This window comes from Paenibacillus sp. JT22N1, assembly GCF_059692155.1.
In genome coordinates, this window is sequence record NZ_JCAUAW010000006.1 from 16,425 (window position 1) to 32,791 (window position 16,367).

Genomic DNA, 16,367 nt, shown 5'->3' on the forward strand with positions numbered 1-16,367 from the left:
TGAATACCATGGAATAGGTTTAATTCTAAGTTAATTTAGAGTGGTATTGTTGAGAAAAACAATTTGAAAGGGATGAAGAAATTGCCACAAGAAAGAGTTCATCTAATCATCTCAAAGTCGCGTAAAGATAATGAAATTTTTTTAGATTCATGCGCAGGAGGTGGTGACTCACTTCTCATTATCCAAAATAATACTTCTGCAACACTTAGAAGGAAGGCAATAACAAAACATGTTACTATTAAAGTTCTTACATCAGACCCGGATGCTTGTGGAGAAACGTTTATAAATACATTGGAAGTTAGCCCAGCAACTGCAAAAACGTTTGGATTAAAAGCCGGATTCGTATATTTATTGAAATATAACGTTACGACTAAGACCCTGACAATTATTTTAACAAGGACTAGCCAGGTAACTCCATTCGGAATTGAAGAAACGAATATAAAAAGAAACGATATAATAGCTCTTACTAGAGCGACAGAAGATGTCCTCAATCTACCTAGTAAACCTTCCATAATAACGGTAGAAAGAACTGGAAAAATAAAAAAGATGAAACTTCAGGTAATCAAACCACCATTAAATTCATTTGCTTCAGGATTCGCAACCAGCCCCAAAATCGCCTCTTTTTTTGGGCTGATAAAAGGACAGAAGTATGTTTTAAAGTTTAATCAAGTAACTAATGTGCTTGAAATTAGAATGTTGGCGCAAAATAATTCATCCAATTAGCGTTATTCAAATCAACCTTAAACGTAAGCGTCAAACAGCCCCCACCTTGTCATCAAGTTGAGGGCTGTTCTATGTTGTAATCAAGATTTAAACATGCGACCTCTGGACCTTAATAAAGAACTTGAGAATGCCATTTTTATGATAACAACAACATCGTTACTGTCTAGGGACATTGATTTAATGATTCACACGAACATCTCACCAATGGCAAGTACTATACCCAATAGATAAGAAAATAGGCTTATTTTCTCGTTTCGCTTTGTCAAATGCTTCTTCACTCCAAGGGAACCATTCCACAGGATTATGAGCATGTTGAAGTAAGTATGGCGATTTCTCGGCGATTAATCTATTGGGTTTGTTGATCGTTGTCATGGGGCATCACCTCCTTGGTTTTTTTTGTCGATATTACGAGATTAGATCACCTTACAACAAAAAGAAAAACCCATGCCCATGTCCAGTTGGCCCTGTAGGGTCAGCCATTTGTTCTCCCCCTTCCATGCCATATGTGTCTACCTCAAATTTAACTTTTTCAGAAGGTTAGAAGCCCATTCCGATATCAATCTTCTTGAATAAAATTTATACAGAGTGGAATCGATTGGGTATCCGGTTAATTTTTCTTATCTATTAAGAATAAGAAAGGAGAAAGAAGATGAAGATCGCCATTGTCGCACCGGAAACCCGTCCTGTACCTCCCGTCAAGGGAGGCGCGGTACAACTATATATTGATGAAGTCATCCGCCGACTGTCCAGAGAACATAAAATCACCCTTTTCAGTCCAAGAGGAGGTAATTTCAACCCATACGGTCGACATATCCGCGTGGTTCGAATAACAAGGAAAAATTATCTTGCAAAAGTACGGAAGAAAATTAGAAAAAGCTTTTTCCCTATCATCCACACGTTTAATCGGCCCCATTTCGTCAGAAGTCTTCATTCGGTTTCACCAAGATCGAAGCATGTGTTAAACCTCCATAATGTGCTTGATGAAAATAAGAGGCGTGGTTGGCGTAAGGGGGCAAGAAAAACAGATTTCTTTATTGCAAACAGCAATTTTACTCGTAGGGATACACTGCGTCGGTTTCGTAAAATCAAACCCAGGAAAATAAAAACCATTCATCTCGGGATTGATCCCGGTAAATTCATTATGAAGTGGGATCAACCTCAACGAGTTTATCAGCTTAAAAGAAAATGGAGAGCGCATGGAAAAAAGGTAGTCTTGTTTGTTGGGAAAATCGATAAAAAAAAAGGGATTGAAACTTTAATCCACGCTGTCCAGAATTTAAAGAAAAACAATAAAAATCTGCTGCTTGTTATCGTTGGCGGATCTGAACATGGAATTAAAAGAAAAAACTACTATTTTAGAAAAATAGAAAAAAAGGCAATAAGATCATTAGGAAAAAAACATGTGCGCTTCTTAGGATTTGTTCCTCCAAGAAAAGTTGCAGAATTCTATGCTATTGCCGATGTATTCGTTTGTCCTTCCATTTGGAAAGAGCCTTTCGGGCGTGTCAATTTGGAGGCCATGGCATCAGGGGTCCCGGTTGTGTCAACGAAAGTAGGAGGAGTATCCGAGGTTGTTCTACACAGGAAAACGGGCTATCTCATCTCTAATCCCAGGAATGTAAAATTACTAGGAATTTATATTAGTAAATTATTGAATAACCCCACTCTCTCCCGGAAAATGGGGGTAGCCGGGCGCAGGCGTGCAGTCATCTTTTTTTCTTGGAATAGTGTTATTCGAAAGATTAATCAGGTATACCGATCTGTTGGGCGGAAGGTGAGAAAATGAACAATTCAAAAAGGGTCGTAGCCCACGTCAAGAATACCTATTTGAATCCGACGGAAACATTTATCTACGAACGAATTAAAAATATTAGGAATTTCAAAGGGTATATTTTAGCAGACAAGGTTAAGTACCGCTCCCAGTTTCCATTCCCCCGCATTTTCAGATTAAAGAGGATTTCGAATCTTCCTATCTTTCTTAAACGCAATAAAACGTCAATCATTCATGCTTACTTCGGCACTACTGCTATACGCATACTTCCATACAAGTTGAAAACGAATATTCCCATGATCACTTCTTTTCATGGAAAAGACGTCTCTTCGCGATTAAGGCAAAAGAGTTATAGACGGAAGCTGCGTTCTGTTTTTAGACATAGTTCCATAGTCATGGTTGTTTCAAATAAAATGAAAAAAAGAGTCATCGGACTCAATTGTCCCGCACGAAAAATCCGAGTCGTCAAAACGGGGATTGACCTGCGGAAGTTTCCCTTCAGGCTGTGCAAAACCCCAAAGAGTACAAAGATTACGTTTATTTCTATTGGACGATTAGTACCCAAAAAAGGAATGGATGTATTGGTAAAAGCATTTGCCAAGGTTCATCGCCGCTTTCCGGATACCCGGATGGTCATTATTGGGGATGGGCCTCTACACTCAAAGTTAAAACGATTAATTCGTAAATACGGCTTGAAATCTTCTGTCCGATTAATAGGAAGATTATCACATCAAGGTGTTCGGAAGATGCTGCGAAGGGCTCATATTTTCGTATTGGCCAGCAAAACCGCTAAAGATGGTGACCAGGAAGGAATCCCCAACTCCTTGGTGGAAGCAATGGCTTCGGGACTTCCTGTCATCTCGACAAATCACTCTGGAATCCCTGAGTTGGTTAGGCATAATAAAACCGGGTTGGTGGCTAAACAAGGCAATGTAAAAGACCTGGCTAAAAAAATGAAGAAGATGCTGAAGAATAAGAAGAGATGGAGAAAATTGACGTTGGCGGCTCGCACCTATGTGGCAAGGGAACATGATATAAAAAGGCAAGTTCGAAAGGTTGAACATCTATATAAGCAGGTGGTCAGAACGGGATAATATAAGCGGAAAGACGTCCGATCTTAGGGCGTCTTTTCTTTTTCACCTTTAATGCGGGTTCAAGGTATATCGACCTTGATGAAAAACTCATACCAGAGGGGCATGAGTTCACTAGCACTATTATTCATTGTTAAATTTTTTACTAGAAATCCAAAAGATCGTTACACTGATTGTTAATACAATCCATATAAATACCACTAAAACATTCCATATTACGTAGGGGTTGACTGCTCCTGTAATTAATACTTCCATGGCTTGTTTACTCATGCTTGCTGGATTCATTAAATCTGTAAGAGAACTCAAACCTAGTACAATTCTACAGCCCAGTAGGAATACAATTGAAATTAATGCAATAATACCTTGGCTATTAAAAATAGTACTTATCATTGTAGTGAAAGATACCATAAACAGAACCCATAACAAATAAAACAACGAAGCTATTATCGCATCCACAAAATTAACGTTTGTAAACAACAAATTAACATATACATACGAAATCAAGTAACCTAACGCTACAGAACAAGCAACAAATATGTAATTGGAAATTATTTTCCCACCTATGTACGATACTACAGTGACCGGTCTTGTAAGAATAAAAGCCAACATACCATTTACTTTATCGGTCTGTAAGACCCCCATCATCGAAATTGCAATAATGATAACCCCCAACTGATCAAATTGAGCAGCTAAAGTACTTGCGAGTACTTCCCCACCTTGCTGAGCAGCCATACTAGGGTCGATTGTGATACCTTGTGCTCCACCGAGTGATTTTAATATGGAGGGTAAATAATGGCTAACAACTGGTTGAGTTATTCCTAAAAATATAAATACTAATGGCAGCCAAATAACTTTAAATTCACGAACCATTTGAACAAATTCTTTTTTCATTAGCACATTAAAATGATTCATTTTTCCACCACCAACTTCATGAATATCTCTTCTAAGGTATCGTTATTAATTTCAAACTTTACGAGGTCAACCTGATGTTCCAGAGCACTTCTTAGTAACTTATTCTTATTCAAGCTTATATTTTCAACTTGTATTTTTATTTTATTTCCTACTGCCTCTACATCCTTTACATAGTTCAAATTTTTCAAAACTTCCATCCATTTATGATCAATAGACGTAACTTCAAAAATCATTTTATTTTGGCTATTGCTGTTTAACAAGTCGGAGATGGTTGTATCTTCAATTTTTTGCCCATTTTTGATTATAATGAATCTTTCACATATTTCTTCTGCATCACTTAATATATGCGTCGATAATAAAATTGTCGTCTCTCTCTTGATTTCTTCGATTAGATTCAGTACTTCTCTTCGACCAATTGGGTCTAATGCCGATACTGGCTCATCCATTACAATCAATGATGGTTTGTGTAACAACGCCTGTGCAATGCCAAGTCTCTGTTTCATTCCACCTGAAAATGTTCCAACTTTTGAATTCTCTTCTCCACTTAACCCTACTTTTGATAATATTTCTGGGATAGCCTTTGTTAATTCTTCTTTTCTTAATCCTGATAGTTCCCCCATAAAAGTAAGTGTTTCTTGTGCAGTCATCCAATGATAAAAGTTAGGGTACTGTGGCAAGTAGCCAATTTCCTTTTTCATTTGCGAAATTTTCTTCCCGTTAAGCAATATTTCTCCCCTTGTAGGATTAATAATATCTGAAATAACTTTGATGAGTGTCGACTTACCAGCCCCATTCGGCCCTATCAATCCCACACATTCTCCAGATTGCAGAACCATTGAAAAGTTATTTACTGCAGTTTTTTCTTTATATGTTTTAGTAACATTTTTGACTTCTAATTTCATGTTCTTTCACGGTCCTTTCTGCCAATAACAAAGTATAGAATCGGACCAAACGTGTTTAGAAAAATAATAATGAGACTCCACAGCAACACATTTTTCCTCGTTTTTCTGTGCTTGTATAAATCCATTAATGCTATTAGGATCAAAATCATTCCTACAGCAAGTACCGGTAAAATAACCGGCAACAAAGACATGAAATCAATTTCTTTTAATTCGTTCCACCCGTAATGCATTTGCAAATCAACCACTCCCCTAAAGTCATTATGAAAAACGTTATGTTATCATTATCGATAATGATAACATAAGAGCGTAAAATGTTACACTTATTTTTTTCTTTAAAGAATATTGTTTTAATTCTTATTATTATTTACAATGATAATATTATCATTATAGATAATAACGAGATCTTTTTATGATTGGGGGAGAAAAAAATGGCTAATAAAGCTGAAATTATCCTGCACCCAGTAAGGATGAAGATTTCTCAAGCTTTAATGAGAAACAAAGAAAATGGACTGACTTCACTTGAAATGGTAAAAATCATTAAAGATGTGCCTCAGGCAACTTTATATAGACATATACAAGTTTTGTTAGATGCTGGAGTTATCCGCATTATGAAAGAAAAAAAAGTGAGATCCATTTCCGAAAAATACTACACTTTAAATGAAGAAGAAGCCCGACTTAGTGCAGATGAGTGGAAAAAGTCTTCTAGTAAGGAAAAGCTGAATTATATTTCGTATTATCAATTATCGCTTATGACTCAATATCAAAATTATCTTACCAAATTAGAAGAACAAGGTTGCTTAGATGATGGTGCTACTTTTTCACTTGTAGAATTAAAGCTTGACGATGAAAATTTTATAAAGTTTCAAAGTGAATTAAACGACCTAATGATAAAATACTACAACACGACTAACGAAATTAATGATCTGGATGCACCAATTCGAACTATTGCCTTTACCATTATTCCAGAATCCTAAAACAGAAAATTCAAAATTAGCATACCTTACAACAAAAAGAAATGGCATCGTTCCATGATATATTCACAACCGGATAATACATTTGACACTCCATCTTCCTCCTTTAGCCTAGTGATGCTAAATCCTCTTATATAAATGATGAAATTACTCTAAGCGAATTACTAAATCATTTTGTCAAGTGACAGCAGAAAAGCCGGTTTTTCCCTATTATAAGGAACACCGGCTTTCATGTCGTTTCTACTCTTTTCCTATATACTTATCCATAAAGCGATCTACTCTTTGGAAATATTCAGTTGGGTAATGATTGATGGCATCGATATGCTCCGTATTATGCGGGTACCATGCTTCTGCATATGGGTCATCTTTTAATGACTCAAAAATTGCTTCTGTATTTTTATAACTAATTTGCTGATCTCCAGTTCCATGAATCAGCATAACTGGCTTGTCTTTCATCTTCTTTACTGCATCCATAGGAGATATGGAATCAAGATCAACCTTAATGACCCATTTACCCACCCATATCGATGTATAACTAAATGGAAACGCAGGTAAACCTGAAAAGAAGGGCAAACCCTCTCTCAGAAATAGACCAGCATTACGAAAAGGACTATCCGCAATTACGGCTTTGATGTCATCACTTTCACTTGCGGCTAGCAAAGAAGTAGCAGCACCCATTGAAAAGCCGATAACTCCAATGTTATCACCCGTATGGTCTCTGGATTTTAAATAGCTTACAGCTCCTAGCAAATCGTATTTTTCATTGAGGCCCAGTGTAATCAAATTACCATCGGATTTACCTTGCGAGCTGAGGTCAAATGCCAATACATTGTAGCCTTTCGGAACGAAATGCTCTACTAACTTTGGGGTCCGCCCTTTGACTAAACGATTGCTCGTATATCCATGGACGACAATAATCGTCTTATTACTTGCTTTACCAGAAAGACCACTTGCAGGAAAGAAGGAACCTCTAATCGTATTATCATTTTTCAAACTCTTGAACTCGACCTCTTCGTAGGGAGTTTTATCGATATTCAATTCGTAGCTGACATTAGTGTCTCTAGGATGGTGCAACAAGGTGTCTATTACTTTATAAGATATAAAAAATACAAGAGCCATCACAAGCAAAAGCACGATCCCTAGACTCAATAAGATCTTCCGCCATTTTTTCAAACGAATGTTAGATGTCAGATTTGGTTGTAATGATGTTTGACTCATTCAAATTCCTCCTGTTTTTCTTTATGTTGTATGGGTGCGAACAAATAAAAGGCATGCCCCTTCAAGCTTTCCCACTCGGGGTGATGAATAATACTTTCTCCTAGAGTTAAACCTACTCCGTTTAAGAAAGAGATGTAGGCACGAGAGATCATTGCCGGAGAAAAGTTTTTGTTGAATTCTCCCATTAACTGTCCCTTGGCATAGACGCATTCGATAGTATCTGTCATTACTTTTGTACTTTCAAGGACCATCTGTGTAAGTTCAGGAAATCTTATCCGTTGTCCTAAGACATATTGAACAAGCCGCAATTCATTTGTATAGCAATAGATATGATTGAATTGTTCTTCTACCATGTTCTTAATTAATACGCCCGGCGTTCCCTCTTCTTTTAGACAAGCAAGCGATTTCACCTGAATATCAGCAAGCGGCTCAAGGACAGCGGCGTTGAATAAAGCTTCTTTGCTAGGGAAATATTGAAATATGGTTCCAGGAGACACTCCCACACTCTGCGCAATGAGAGCCGTTGTGGTATTAGAATATCCACTTTCCGCGAACAGGACAACAGCTTCTTTTAGGATACGACTTCGCCGCTTCAATCTTTTTTCTTCATTGATTGGTCTTGCCAAATATATTCCCCTCCCTTTAAACTGAATTTTTTATTAATTAAATGATCAATCAATTAATTAATAATATATCTCTAATTACAAATTATAGCAAGAGTAAATTCATCTTACTCATGAGTAGGATGAAACTTCACAAATAAAGACAAGCCAGAGCGCTGCCCAACATGCGCTCCGGCTTGTTTTTTTATATTACTTTGTACGACTACCCTATAATCTAACAAACGTCAGCTATACCCAATAGATAAAAAGACGGACTTATTGTTACGTTTTGCAATTTCAAAAGCCTCCTCCGACCAAGGGAACCAATCTACCGGATTGTACGCATGTTGCAGCAAATACGGCGACTTTTCCTTGGCTAACAATAAAAAGAAAAACCCATGTCTCTTGACATAAGTTTTGATGAGCTTGAAAATACCACTTATATAGACCTGGCAAGCCGAAATCCAAGATCATCAATGGTAAATGTCGGGTGACTGCGACGACGACACGTTGCCCCACAACCTCTGGCCTCTTCAGCCCAGCTGCCACCGCGAAAAATTCGATAGGAGCCGTATACGTTCTGATCGTATAAATCCCAACACCACTCCCAAACATTCCCTAACATATCATATAGCCCCCATGCATTCGGTTCTTTTCTTCCTACTTCATGGGTCATGCCAGCTGAATTTTCATTATACCAGGCAATCTTTTCAAGCTCTCCGTATCTATACCCTATAGTTCCTGCTTTACATGCGTACTGCCATTCCGCTTCAGTAGGGAGGCGATAGCCATCTGATTCCCAATCACAGATAATATTTTCACCATCATCACTTATCAAATAGCACTCCTTCAAACCAACTTTCTGAGAAAGTAGATTACAAAAAGATATGGCATCGTTCCATGAAATATTCACAACCGGATTTTGATCTCCGTTATATGAAATAGATGATTTCTGTGAAATGGCAAAATAAAGTTCCTTAGTGACAGGATACCGAGCAAGAAGAAACGGTTGTATGTCAACCTTCCATTTAGATGTTGTTCGATCGTCCCTTAAATCTATTTCTCCACCAGGAACTTTTACCATCGGATAATCAACAAGACTCTGTAATCCATTTGGCACTCCATCTTCCTCCTAGCCTATCTTGTGTTAAACGCTGCTCAATTTATCAATAGCTTGTTGTTCATTTGACAAGAAAAAGATATCCTTTCCTTTGTTACACTCATAGATGAAATCCTTCAAGCTTTGACTTGAAAACACAGAAAAATCACCAACGATTGCAATTTTTTTCCGATAATTTATAAATTTTTGTAATATTTCTCCTGCAAGCCGTGTTTTCAAATCGAAAAAGTCCTCACATATTACCGATCTATTTAAGATTATACGATCACATCCTGCTTCGTATTGAACAGTTGCCATTAGATCTAAAGCTGACTGAACATCAGTTATCAATATTTCGTTGCTTTCAACGACAGCAATTTCTACATCGTTCTTTTTGATTGTAATTAATTTCATTTTTCGTCCTCCATCCATTGTTCAACCTTTAATTAATCTGCTGACATAATCCTCACAGATATATCGATTATCCTCATTATTCAATGGAGGAATATTCGCTACTCTAAAGAAGCTTAGTCCAACCACCATCGCCAGAAGGCCGTAAGCGGCGCTTTTGGAATCGTCCACCCTCATTTGCCCTGACATGTTACCGTAATCAAAGATCCTCGCAATGCCGTGAAGATCTTCCAAATAGCTCTTGGATACTACCTCCTGTAAATTACGATCCAATACAGCTTTGGAGAAGAACTGAAGAAAAAGCTTGGCTTGATCTTCATGCGGGATAAACATCCTCTCAATCCCATCAAGTTCCGAAACATTGATCGTCTTTTGCCTATCATCGCTATATGGCGGGAGGATGTGCTTCAGCGTGACATCGATCATTTCCTCAGCTTTCATTGTTTTCTGAATTTCTGATTGGATCTTTAAATCATAATAGGCTAAGAACGACTTGAAAGCTTCTATGATTAAGTTATCTTTATTCTTAAAATAATAAGTGACAACGCCTTTTGAGCAGTCCGCATACTCAGCAACCTTATCCAGAGTCATGCCATCAATCCCGTGTCTGCTGATACAATTTAGTGTGGCGTTAATGACGTCTGCTCGACGCTTTGGCTCCATTCCTACTTTAGGCATTTTTCTCCTCCTCGTTCATCCGAGTTTTTTTATACCGTACAGTCGGAATAAATAAAATATATACATAATATTCCTTTATGTCAAACCAGGATTCGACTAATAGGATAGAAAAGGGAGTAAATCAGCTGCACAATATAAAAAGCCACCCGAAGGTGACTTTATAAGATGATGCTTTCTTATGATGAGGGAATCTTGAACTACCCTGCTCTAAGGTACCTTAATCTCTTGACCAGGGTAAATGAGATTAGGGTTTATAAATTTGTTCAACTGCTGAAGAATTTGCCATGTTGTTTGATAAGACCTGCTGATTTTCCATAGTGAATCACCGGGTTTAACAACATAGATATTGCTGGCTGCTCCAGGAGCCGGTTCCTGTGAAGGAGTAGGAGTCGTCTTTACCGTCTTAGCGCTAATACGACCTTCGACTTTAGCCTCTACCGCTCCGCTTTTACGCATATATGTGATTAATGCTTCTTCCAAGGATGCGAAATCATTTTCAAGAGGATAAGCCTTGAACATCGTGTATTGGTCTCCGCCTGCTGCCATAAAGTCGTTCGTTGCAAGCAAATAGGATGCACCCAGATCAATCGGATACCCTTTTACGTGAATCGACGTCACACGGTTTCCTTTTGGCTGGGATGGATCAAACGATATGGTCATACCGCCAACATGTGGGAAGCCTCCCAATGACTCCGGATAAGCAGAGAGACCTAGTTCTAACGCTGCTTTAATGTCGGAGCCCTTCACTTTCTTCGTTTGGATATAGTTACCGAATGGCAATACGGTTACTATCTGCCCCTTAGTAATTGAACCCGCTTTGATCGAAGCGCGGATACCGCCTCCGTTCGTGATGGATACATCGGCGCCTGTTTCGCTGAGCATGGCGTCCGCAATTAAATTGCCCAAATTGGACTCACCTTTGCGCACGACTTCTCGTTCTCCGACTAAATCAACCTTCGAAGAACCGACAATTTCCTGTAGCACCTTATCTTGTTCTTTTTTCACATTGACAATAATGTCGAGTACGGCTTGGTCTCCTGGGGTTTTATCTTCATCGGCTGTTTTCTTAGTAATCAGGCTCGAAGTTTTACCAGTCAATTTGCCGTTCTCAAATGTCAAATCTACGCGGCCCAGGTTTTTGAGATACTCTCCCGTTTGCGCAATTAGCACATTCCCAACCAGCAGACCTGTGTTAAGCGTCGTATGGCTGTGTCCGTCGATGATGACATCAATTTCTGGAACCGCAGCTGCTACCTTTTTGCTTGTATCAATGCTGGACTCGTCGATGCCGAGATGGGTTAAGGCAATGATGGCATCTACTTTACCTTTGAGCTCGGAAACAATTTTCTTGGCTTCTTCAGCTGGATCTGTGAAAGTAAGCCCCTCGACATTGTTTGGGTGAGTTTTATAGGCAGTCTCCGGCGTAGTCAAACCGAATATACCAAGTTTAATGCCATCCACTTCTTTAATGACATAAGGCTCTAGGATTCGTGATCCGTCGGTTTTTTTCGTATTAGCGCTTAGAACGGGGAATTTGGCCCGCTTGGATAGCTCGATTAGACGCTGATAACCGTAGTTGAAATCATGATTCCCAGCCGCCATAGCGTTATAGCCTACCGCGTTCATAATATCCACAATGCTCTCCCCTCGCACCAGATTAGCGATCGGCTGACCGTGGAACGTATCTCCCGCATCAAGAATGAGAGAATTTGGAGTCGATTCCTTGTAATTCTTAATCAACGCCCTCATTTTTGCAAAACCTATTCCTTCTGCCGTAGCTTCAATTCGGGAATGCGTGTCATTGGTGTGAAAGAGAGTAATTTTTTTCGTACTGTTGGTTGCTGCTGTATTCGTTGTTCCATTTGCAGGTACAGACGGAGTACCCGGCTCAGCTGCACCTACTGTGTAAACCGAGGAAACGGTCACAAACATGGCGAGTGCACTTGCCATCCATAGCTTTGTTTTTCTCATGTACGGTTTCGCCTCCATAATAGTTGATCTTGTCCAACTACATTATATGGAAATTATATTCGTGGCGATTTTACTGCAGGTAAAGGTTTTGTAAATTTTTAAAATCGATGTAATCCTAATCATTTAGCTGCCGGATGTCTGATTATCAAATTAGAATCTATGAGGATGGCGCCTTATTATATCCTCTGTCTCCGTATGGCTGTAATTTCTCCAGCCACCGCTTTTCCATTTGCTTAAGCTCCCAGCGCACGTCATTAACTCCATCAGCTTCCTTCTCTTCTAGCACCTCATAGGTGAAAGTTTCGGCCCCCAGTTCCTTCCAATCTTTTTGCAAATGGGCATTTGCGAATCTTCCCATGTCCAATTGCATCTGTAAGGTCATCCATTTGTTTTTCAGGTTGGGAAAGCTATCTACGTAAATTTTGCCATTGGTCTTGTTTGTTATTTGTATGGCACCCATGTAGGTCTTAATCTGCTTGTATTCTTCCTGAAGTTCCTTGCGCTTGTTCTTGTCCATGCCTTTTTCTCCTTTCTTGTCCTGTAAATGATTACAACAATCACAAATACCGAGCGATAATCCGAACCAACTTAGCAGGAAACTCTGTTAGATTTGTTATATCCAAAAACTTCTCATTCCCATAGATTTGATTAATCACATCCTTGTCCTGGCCTATTGCGGCTGCAAGAAATGTAATTCCTTTCCGTTCATATTCGGCTATGGTCATCTGCATGTCTTTAATTGCATAGTTTCCGGTATAATCATCCATGGCTTTGGGTTGCCCATCACTTATACTGATCAATAATTTTGTCTGCCCAGGTGCAACAGCTATTCGGTCAGCCATAATTCTAAGTGCCATCCCATCGCGGTTATTACTTCTGGCACGAATCCCCATTAGTCTGAATCGATCATTGGGATCTGTTTTATCAAAATCGGTATAAGCATAAATCGACATTTGCTCCTGTTTGGAAGCATCCGCTGTATCTCCGTAGATCAATGTAGGAATATGACAAATTTGACAAAATTCATATACGGCTATCACTGCACGTTTTGCAGCTTCTAATCTTCCAAAAGCTGACATCGATGCTGACTCATCAACTCTTAGACCGACCACAAGGGAAGGGGATTCTGTTGGAGGACGTTTTTTAGCAAAATATCTGAAATCTCGATAAGCAACGCTATCCGCTTGAAATTTGCTACCATAATATTGATTTCTTGCAAATTCTGAAGAAGACTCATGTTCCAACAGCGGAAGTGTCTTTCTGGCAATCTCCCTTACGACAGGCATGAGTTCTTTGCTTAGACTGATATATTCCTGCTCAGATTCAATACCGTAATCCGGACGGTGAACTATGAGTTTAACCTTTTTATGAATAGAATCGGACACAACCTCCCTTGCGTCGCGATTCAGCTTTTTACGGAAATCTCGATCTTTTTGTTTCGCTTCGTCTGACATTGTTTCAGGATTTGCCTGATGATATTTGGGAGTACCCTCTTCCCCCATATCTGAACTTTCCATATCGGAAGAATCATCAGAAACATCGGATGTACTTTCATCACTATCCGCAGATTTTTTTAATGCGATTCCCTTCTCCTCTACCTTGTTGTCGTAGTCAAAATCAGAGTCGTCGATATTTCCCCATGTTCTTATCTCTACCTCATCTAAAATTCTTTTTTTTTTAATTCAATCTCAACTTGATCTAAGCCGGCTAACAAACCATAACTTTTTAGTGCTTCTTCCAATAGTTTGATTTCTTCGGAATCGGTTGTTATCTTATAGATGACTTTATGATAAAGGGATTCTTTTGCTGAGGCACCTACGGCAACCGCGTCCGCCCAATAGAAAAATGAACGCATACCCGCCACGCCTTTAATTGCATTGGCACGTGCTGTTTTGTCCAAGATAATAATGATATCCGCTAAAACGTCCAATACCTCTTGATCCCTATAATCGGTTTTGGCCATTGCCCGTTCAATCATGATTTCTTTGGTTGGCAGGTCCATCTTTTCCGTATGCTGAACTCTGTCACGCAGTGCTTCATTTAGCGGTCTAGTCCCTGCATAACTTCGGTTTGTTGTGATGACTGCTATGAAATCTGGGTGCCTGCGAATGATTTCTGTGGGAAGGTTAATGCTGCCATCCAGCTCTAAGGCAGAGTTGAGTGCCATTAGCACCGCGGCATCCCGGATAACGGTTGGCTCTTGGATTTCCAGAAGATAGCCTTTTTGATAGGCTCTGACGATTTCGGAGGGGTAAAATCGATACTCAACCACTTCGTCTTCGGTATTTTGCGTAACCATCTTCAGTAATTGCTTCATCTTTAAGGCAGCCTGTTCCTGTGTAATCCCCAGCACGTTTATCAATATTTCATTTGTACTTTGAAAGCCATCGCTCTCATATAAAACTTTCAAAACGGTTTGCTCCGCAGGCTCCATCTGTTCTAATCGCTCTGATGAAATCACCGGCAAAATAGCGCCAATGATATCTGATTTATCCATATCGGCAAAACAGGTCACTTTCGTATAGGGCAGCCCGAATTCCGCCGACAATGCTTTGGCAAGTTGTGTTTTACCGGAACCAGCGTCACCTTCTAACAAAATATTGGCGATTTTCATTTCCCCGCGATGCCAGTTGCGCTTTATTTCTTTGCAAATACGCAGTTCTTCTTCACTTACTTTATGCGATAACGGCTTTTTCCAAATAAGTTCTCTTTCTATATCCGTTAGTTGTCTTGTAGGTGACAATTTATATTCTTCTTGATTTTTCATACCTTTTCACCTTTCCTAAATTGGTTAATACCCCATTTCTTTCAGAAGACTGGATAAGACACGAAGGCGTTCTCCAATCATTTCGCCATCATCATTAAGAGCCTGAGCAAACAGTTTAATATCATTATCAATCATGGGATTTTCTGCACATACGGATACAGTCATAGCATCCCCTTGCAGCCCAATACGGTCAATCGTCGTGTTATCAGGGTCATACAGTTTTGGGAAACGATAGGCATCCTGAAAATGCAAGCTGCTTCTGCAAATTAAAATGGCAAGGTCAAGTACGCGGTGCATAGGAAGCTCTTCGGATTGACGGGACCATTTTTCCCCTGTGTATCTCCATACTTTTGCCGAGATATCAACCTTCCCCCTATCATTCCACTGGGCCAATCCCAGGGATAGACCTTTAGCATCCGTATTTTGGGCGTATCGGCCGTCAACCTGCTCATAATTTTCTGAAACGATAACTGGCTTATGTTTTAAAGTCGTTGGTATTTTCATTTTTTCCACACTCTCCATTTTATGAATTACTAATTTACTTATTTACTAAATTACTAATTTACTAAATATTGATTTCATATTACCCGTCATTTCATCATCTGTCAATCCGGTTATTTAACCAAAACTAGCTCAAACACAAAAAGAAACCGGTACACATGATTGTGTACAGGCTTCTTTAGTCTTGATTCACGATTTTTGGGACAGCCCCTTCTACTGACTGTACGGAATAAAATCAAACTCATTTTGATAACTCAACCGCTTTAAGAAACTCTTTCGCTGCAGCTGTGACTTTCCCGTAATCGCCATCTTTTTTTGCCGCCTTCGTTATGTAGCTTCCTACACCAACCGCTACACATCCGGCTTGCATCCATTCATGCACATTCTGGGGAGTAACTCCACCTGTCGGTGCATAATTTCATTGGATTATTTTATTTTTGCTAATCCTAAAGCTAAGTGCTCCCAAAGAACTCCTTCAACTAATTCTCCCTGACTCTCATCACAGTTGATAATCAGGATTACTTCTGAGTTTTTCCCTTTTAACACTCTTTTCTTCCTTTTATAAAATTTGTATATGTATAAATCAATCAAAACACCAAGGACAAATCCTGAGACCGCTCCAATCAATCCCCAATAAATAGGCCCCCACTCAAGAACAAACCCTCTGCTGGCACCTATTACTGAAAATATGACCGCAAGTCCCATTCCTTTTCCAATAAAAGAAACTCCGTCAGACTGATGGATGGTATC

General features: G+C 39.3%; 18 protein-coding genes and 3 pseudogenes. 4 read left to right on the top strand and 17 right to left on the bottom strand.

Annotation, left to right across the window (positions count from 1 at the left end; all coding sequences use genetic code 11):
• Positions 1 to 72 precede the first annotated feature (72 nt).
• A complete protein-coding gene (locus AC58UU_RS13250; RefSeq protein WP_497316290.1) occupies positions 73 to 723 on the top strand; it encodes a hypothetical protein in 651 nt (216 codons plus the stop codon).
• A 201-nt stretch (positions 724 to 924) separates the two neighbouring features.
• On the opposite strand, the pseudogene AC58UU_RS13255 reads toward AC58UU_RS13250, so the two are convergent.
• Positions 925 to 1,095, bottom strand: a pseudogene (locus tag AC58UU_RS13255) (DUF255 domain-containing protein); the annotation flags it as partial.
• Between the two features lie 277 nt (positions 1,096 to 1,372).
• Here AC58UU_RS13255 and AC58UU_RS13260 point away from each other — a divergent pair.
• Positions 1,373 to 2,509 (top strand): glycosyltransferase family 4 protein, encoded by a 1,137-nt coding sequence (locus tag AC58UU_RS13260; protein ID WP_497316291.1) that lies wholly within the window; start codon positions 1,373 to 1,375, stop codon positions 2,507 to 2,509.
• Positions 2,506 to 3,588, top strand: coding sequence for a glycosyltransferase (locus AC58UU_RS13265; protein ID WP_497316292.1), 1,083 nt, complete (start codon positions 2,506 to 2,508; stop codon positions 3,586 to 3,588). Before AC58UU_RS13260 ends, AC58UU_RS13265 begins: the two co-directional genes overlap by 4 nt.
• Positions 3,589 to 3,708: 120 nt before the next feature.
• Here AC58UU_RS13265 and AC58UU_RS13270 read toward each other — a convergent pair whose 3' ends face one another.
• The 3 genes from AC58UU_RS13270 to AC58UU_RS13280 are packed head-to-tail and all read right to left on the bottom strand — an operon-like array spanning position 3,709 to position 5,635.
• Positions 3,709 to 4,497, bottom strand: coding sequence for an ABC transporter permease (locus AC58UU_RS13270; RefSeq protein WP_497316294.1), 789 nt, complete (start codon positions 4,495 to 4,497; stop codon positions 3,709 to 3,711).
• Positions 4,494 to 5,399, bottom strand: coding sequence for an ABC transporter ATP-binding protein (locus AC58UU_RS13275; protein ID WP_497316296.1), 906 nt, complete (start codon positions 5,397 to 5,399; stop codon positions 4,494 to 4,496). The genes AC58UU_RS13270 and AC58UU_RS13275 overlap by 4 nt, the downstream gene beginning before the upstream one ends.
• Positions 5,396 to 5,635 carry a PLD nuclease N-terminal domain-containing protein gene (locus AC58UU_RS13280; protein WP_497316298.1) on the bottom strand — a complete coding sequence of 80 codons (240 nt, stop codon included), beginning with the start codon at positions 5,633 to 5,635 and terminating at the stop codon, positions 5,396 to 5,398. The genes AC58UU_RS13275 and AC58UU_RS13280 overlap by 4 nt, the downstream gene beginning before the upstream one ends.
• Before the next feature lie 192 nt (positions 5,636 to 5,827).
• On the opposite strand from AC58UU_RS13280, the gene AC58UU_RS13285 reads away from it, so the two are divergent.
• The gene (locus AC58UU_RS13285) at positions 5,828 to 6,373 is read left to right on the top strand and encodes a helix-turn-helix domain-containing protein (protein ID WP_497316300.1); all 546 of its coding nucleotides are present in this window, start codon (positions 5,828 to 5,830) and stop codon (positions 6,371 to 6,373) included.
• Positions 6,374 to 6,610: 237 nt separating this feature from the next.
• On the opposite strand, the gene AC58UU_RS13290 is transcribed toward AC58UU_RS13285, so the two are convergent.
• The 13 genes and pseudogenes from AC58UU_RS13290 to AC58UU_RS13350 all read right to left on the bottom strand — a co-directional run bounded on the left by AC58UU_RS13290 (position 6,611) and on the right by AC58UU_RS13350 (position 16,322).
• Entirely contained in the window at positions 6,611 to 7,588 is a 978-nt protein-coding gene (locus AC58UU_RS13290; protein WP_497316302.1) for an alpha/beta hydrolase, read from the bottom strand.
• Entirely contained in the window at positions 7,585 to 8,214 is a 630-nt protein-coding gene (locus tag AC58UU_RS13295; protein WP_497316304.1) for a TetR/AcrR family transcriptional regulator, read from the bottom strand. Before AC58UU_RS13295 ends, AC58UU_RS13290 begins: the two co-directional genes overlap by 4 nt.
• A gap of 224 nt (positions 8,215 to 8,438) precedes the next feature.
• A pseudogene (locus AC58UU_RS13300) lies at positions 8,439 to 8,573 on the bottom strand (DUF255 domain-containing protein); the annotation flags it as partial.
• A gap of 56 nt (positions 8,574 to 8,629) precedes the next feature.
• Positions 8,630 to 9,274: a formylglycine-generating enzyme family protein gene (locus AC58UU_RS13305; protein WP_497316810.1), complete on the bottom strand. Its 645-nt coding sequence runs from the start codon at positions 9,272 to 9,274 to the stop codon at positions 8,630 to 8,632.
• A gap of 63 nt (positions 9,275 to 9,337) precedes the next feature.
• Positions 9,338 to 9,703 (bottom strand): DUF4180 domain-containing protein, encoded by a 366-nt coding sequence (locus tag AC58UU_RS13310; RefSeq protein WP_497316306.1) that lies wholly within the window; start codon positions 9,701 to 9,703, stop codon positions 9,338 to 9,340.
• Between the two features lie 21 nt (positions 9,704 to 9,724).
• On the bottom strand, positions 9,725 to 10,378 hold the full coding sequence (locus tag AC58UU_RS13315) for a TetR/AcrR family transcriptional regulator (protein WP_497316308.1): 654 nt from the start codon (positions 10,376 to 10,378) through the stop codon (positions 9,725 to 9,727).
• 207 nt (positions 10,379 to 10,585) lie between these two features.
• Positions 10,586 to 12,349 carry a 5'-nucleotidase C-terminal domain-containing protein gene (locus AC58UU_RS13320; protein WP_497316310.1) on the bottom strand — a complete coding sequence of 588 codons (1,764 nt, stop codon included), beginning with the start codon at positions 12,347 to 12,349 and terminating at the stop codon, positions 10,586 to 10,588.
• Positions 12,350 to 12,506: 157 nt separating this feature from the next.
• Positions 12,507 to 12,866 carry a GIY-YIG nuclease family protein gene (locus tag AC58UU_RS13325; RefSeq protein ID WP_497316312.1) on the bottom strand — a complete coding sequence of 120 codons (360 nt, stop codon included), beginning with the start codon at positions 12,864 to 12,866 and terminating at the stop codon, positions 12,507 to 12,509.
• 40 nt (positions 12,867 to 12,906) lie between these two features.
• The gene (locus AC58UU_RS13330) at positions 12,907 to 13,866 is read right to left on the bottom strand and encodes a vWA domain-containing protein (RefSeq protein ID WP_497316314.1); all 960 of its coding nucleotides are present in this window, start codon (positions 13,864 to 13,866) and stop codon (positions 12,907 to 12,909) included.
• Between the two features lie 143 nt (positions 13,867 to 14,009).
• Positions 14,010 to 15,116: an AAA family ATPase gene (locus tag AC58UU_RS13335; protein ID WP_497316316.1), complete on the bottom strand. Its 1,107-nt coding sequence runs from the start codon at positions 15,114 to 15,116 to the stop codon at positions 14,010 to 14,012.
• Positions 15,117 to 15,140: 24 nt separating this feature from the next.
• Positions 15,141 to 15,620 carry a DUF6530 family protein gene (locus AC58UU_RS13340; protein ID WP_497316318.1) on the bottom strand — a complete coding sequence of 160 codons (480 nt, stop codon included), beginning with the start codon at positions 15,618 to 15,620 and terminating at the stop codon, positions 15,141 to 15,143.
• Between the two features lie 238 nt (positions 15,621 to 15,858).
• Positions 15,859 to 16,020 (bottom strand): annotated as a pseudogene (locus AC58UU_RS13345) (hypothetical protein); the annotation flags it as partial.
• Between the two features lie 23 nt (positions 16,021 to 16,043).
• Entirely contained in the window at positions 16,044 to 16,322 is a 279-nt protein-coding gene (locus AC58UU_RS13350) for a hypothetical protein (RefSeq protein WP_497316320.1), read from the bottom strand.
• Positions 16,323 to 16,367 lie beyond the last annotated feature (45 nt).

Excerpts from the sequence above, each read along its gene's own strand:
- AC58UU_RS13250 (WP_497316290.1), top strand. The coding sequence starts at position 73 with ATGAAGAAATTGCCACAAGAAAGAGTTCATCTAATCATCTCAAAGTCG.
- AC58UU_RS13260 (WP_497316291.1), top strand. The coding sequence starts at position 1,373 with ATGAAGATCGCCATTGTCGCACCGGAAACCCGTCCTGTACCTCCCGTC.
- AC58UU_RS13265 (WP_497316292.1), top strand. The coding sequence starts at position 2,506 with ATGAACAATTCAAAAAGGGTCGTAGCCCACGTCAAGAATACCTATTTG.
- AC58UU_RS13270 (WP_497316294.1), bottom strand. The coding sequence starts at position 4,497 with ATGAATCATTTTAATGTGCTAATGAAAAAAGAATTTGTTCAAATGGTT.
- AC58UU_RS13275 (WP_497316296.1), bottom strand. The coding sequence starts at position 5,399 with ATGAAATTAGAAGTCAAAAATGTTACTAAAACATATAAAGAAAAAACT.
- AC58UU_RS13285 (WP_497316300.1), top strand. The coding sequence starts at position 5,828 with ATGGCTAATAAAGCTGAAATTATCCTGCACCCAGTAAGGATGAAGATT.
- AC58UU_RS13290 (WP_497316302.1), bottom strand. The coding sequence starts at position 7,588 with ATGAGTCAAACATCATTACAACCAAATCTGACATCTAACATTCGTTTG.
- AC58UU_RS13305 (WP_497316810.1), bottom strand. The coding sequence starts at position 9,274 with ATGGTAAAAGTTCCTGGTGGAGAAATAGATTTAAGGGACGATCGAACA.
- AC58UU_RS13310 (WP_497316306.1), bottom strand. The coding sequence starts at position 9,703 with ATGAAATTAATTACAATCAAAAAGAACGATGTAGAAATTGCTGTCGTT.
- AC58UU_RS13315 (WP_497316308.1), bottom strand. The coding sequence starts at position 10,378 with ATGCCTAAAGTAGGAATGGAGCCAAAGCGTCGAGCAGACGTCATTAAC.
- AC58UU_RS13320 (WP_497316310.1), bottom strand. The coding sequence starts at position 12,349 with ATGAGAAAAACAAAGCTATGGATGGCAAGTGCACTCGCCATGTTTGTG.
- AC58UU_RS13325 (WP_497316312.1), bottom strand. The coding sequence starts at position 12,866 with ATGGACAAGAACAAGCGCAAGGAACTTCAGGAAGAATACAAGCAGATT.
- AC58UU_RS13330 (WP_497316314.1), bottom strand. The coding sequence starts at position 13,866 with ATGGAAAGTTCAGATATGGGGGAAGAGGGTACTCCCAAATATCATCAG.
- AC58UU_RS13335 (WP_497316316.1), bottom strand. The coding sequence starts at position 15,116 with ATGAAAAATCAAGAAGAATATAAATTGTCACCTACAAGACAACTAACG.
- AC58UU_RS13340 (WP_497316318.1), bottom strand. The coding sequence starts at position 15,620 with ATGAAAATACCAACGACTTTAAAACATAAGCCAGTTATCGTTTCAGAA.
- AC58UU_RS13350 (WP_497316320.1), bottom strand. The coding sequence starts at position 16,322 with ATGGGACTTGCGGTCATATTTTCAGTAATAGGTGCCAGCAGAGGGTTT.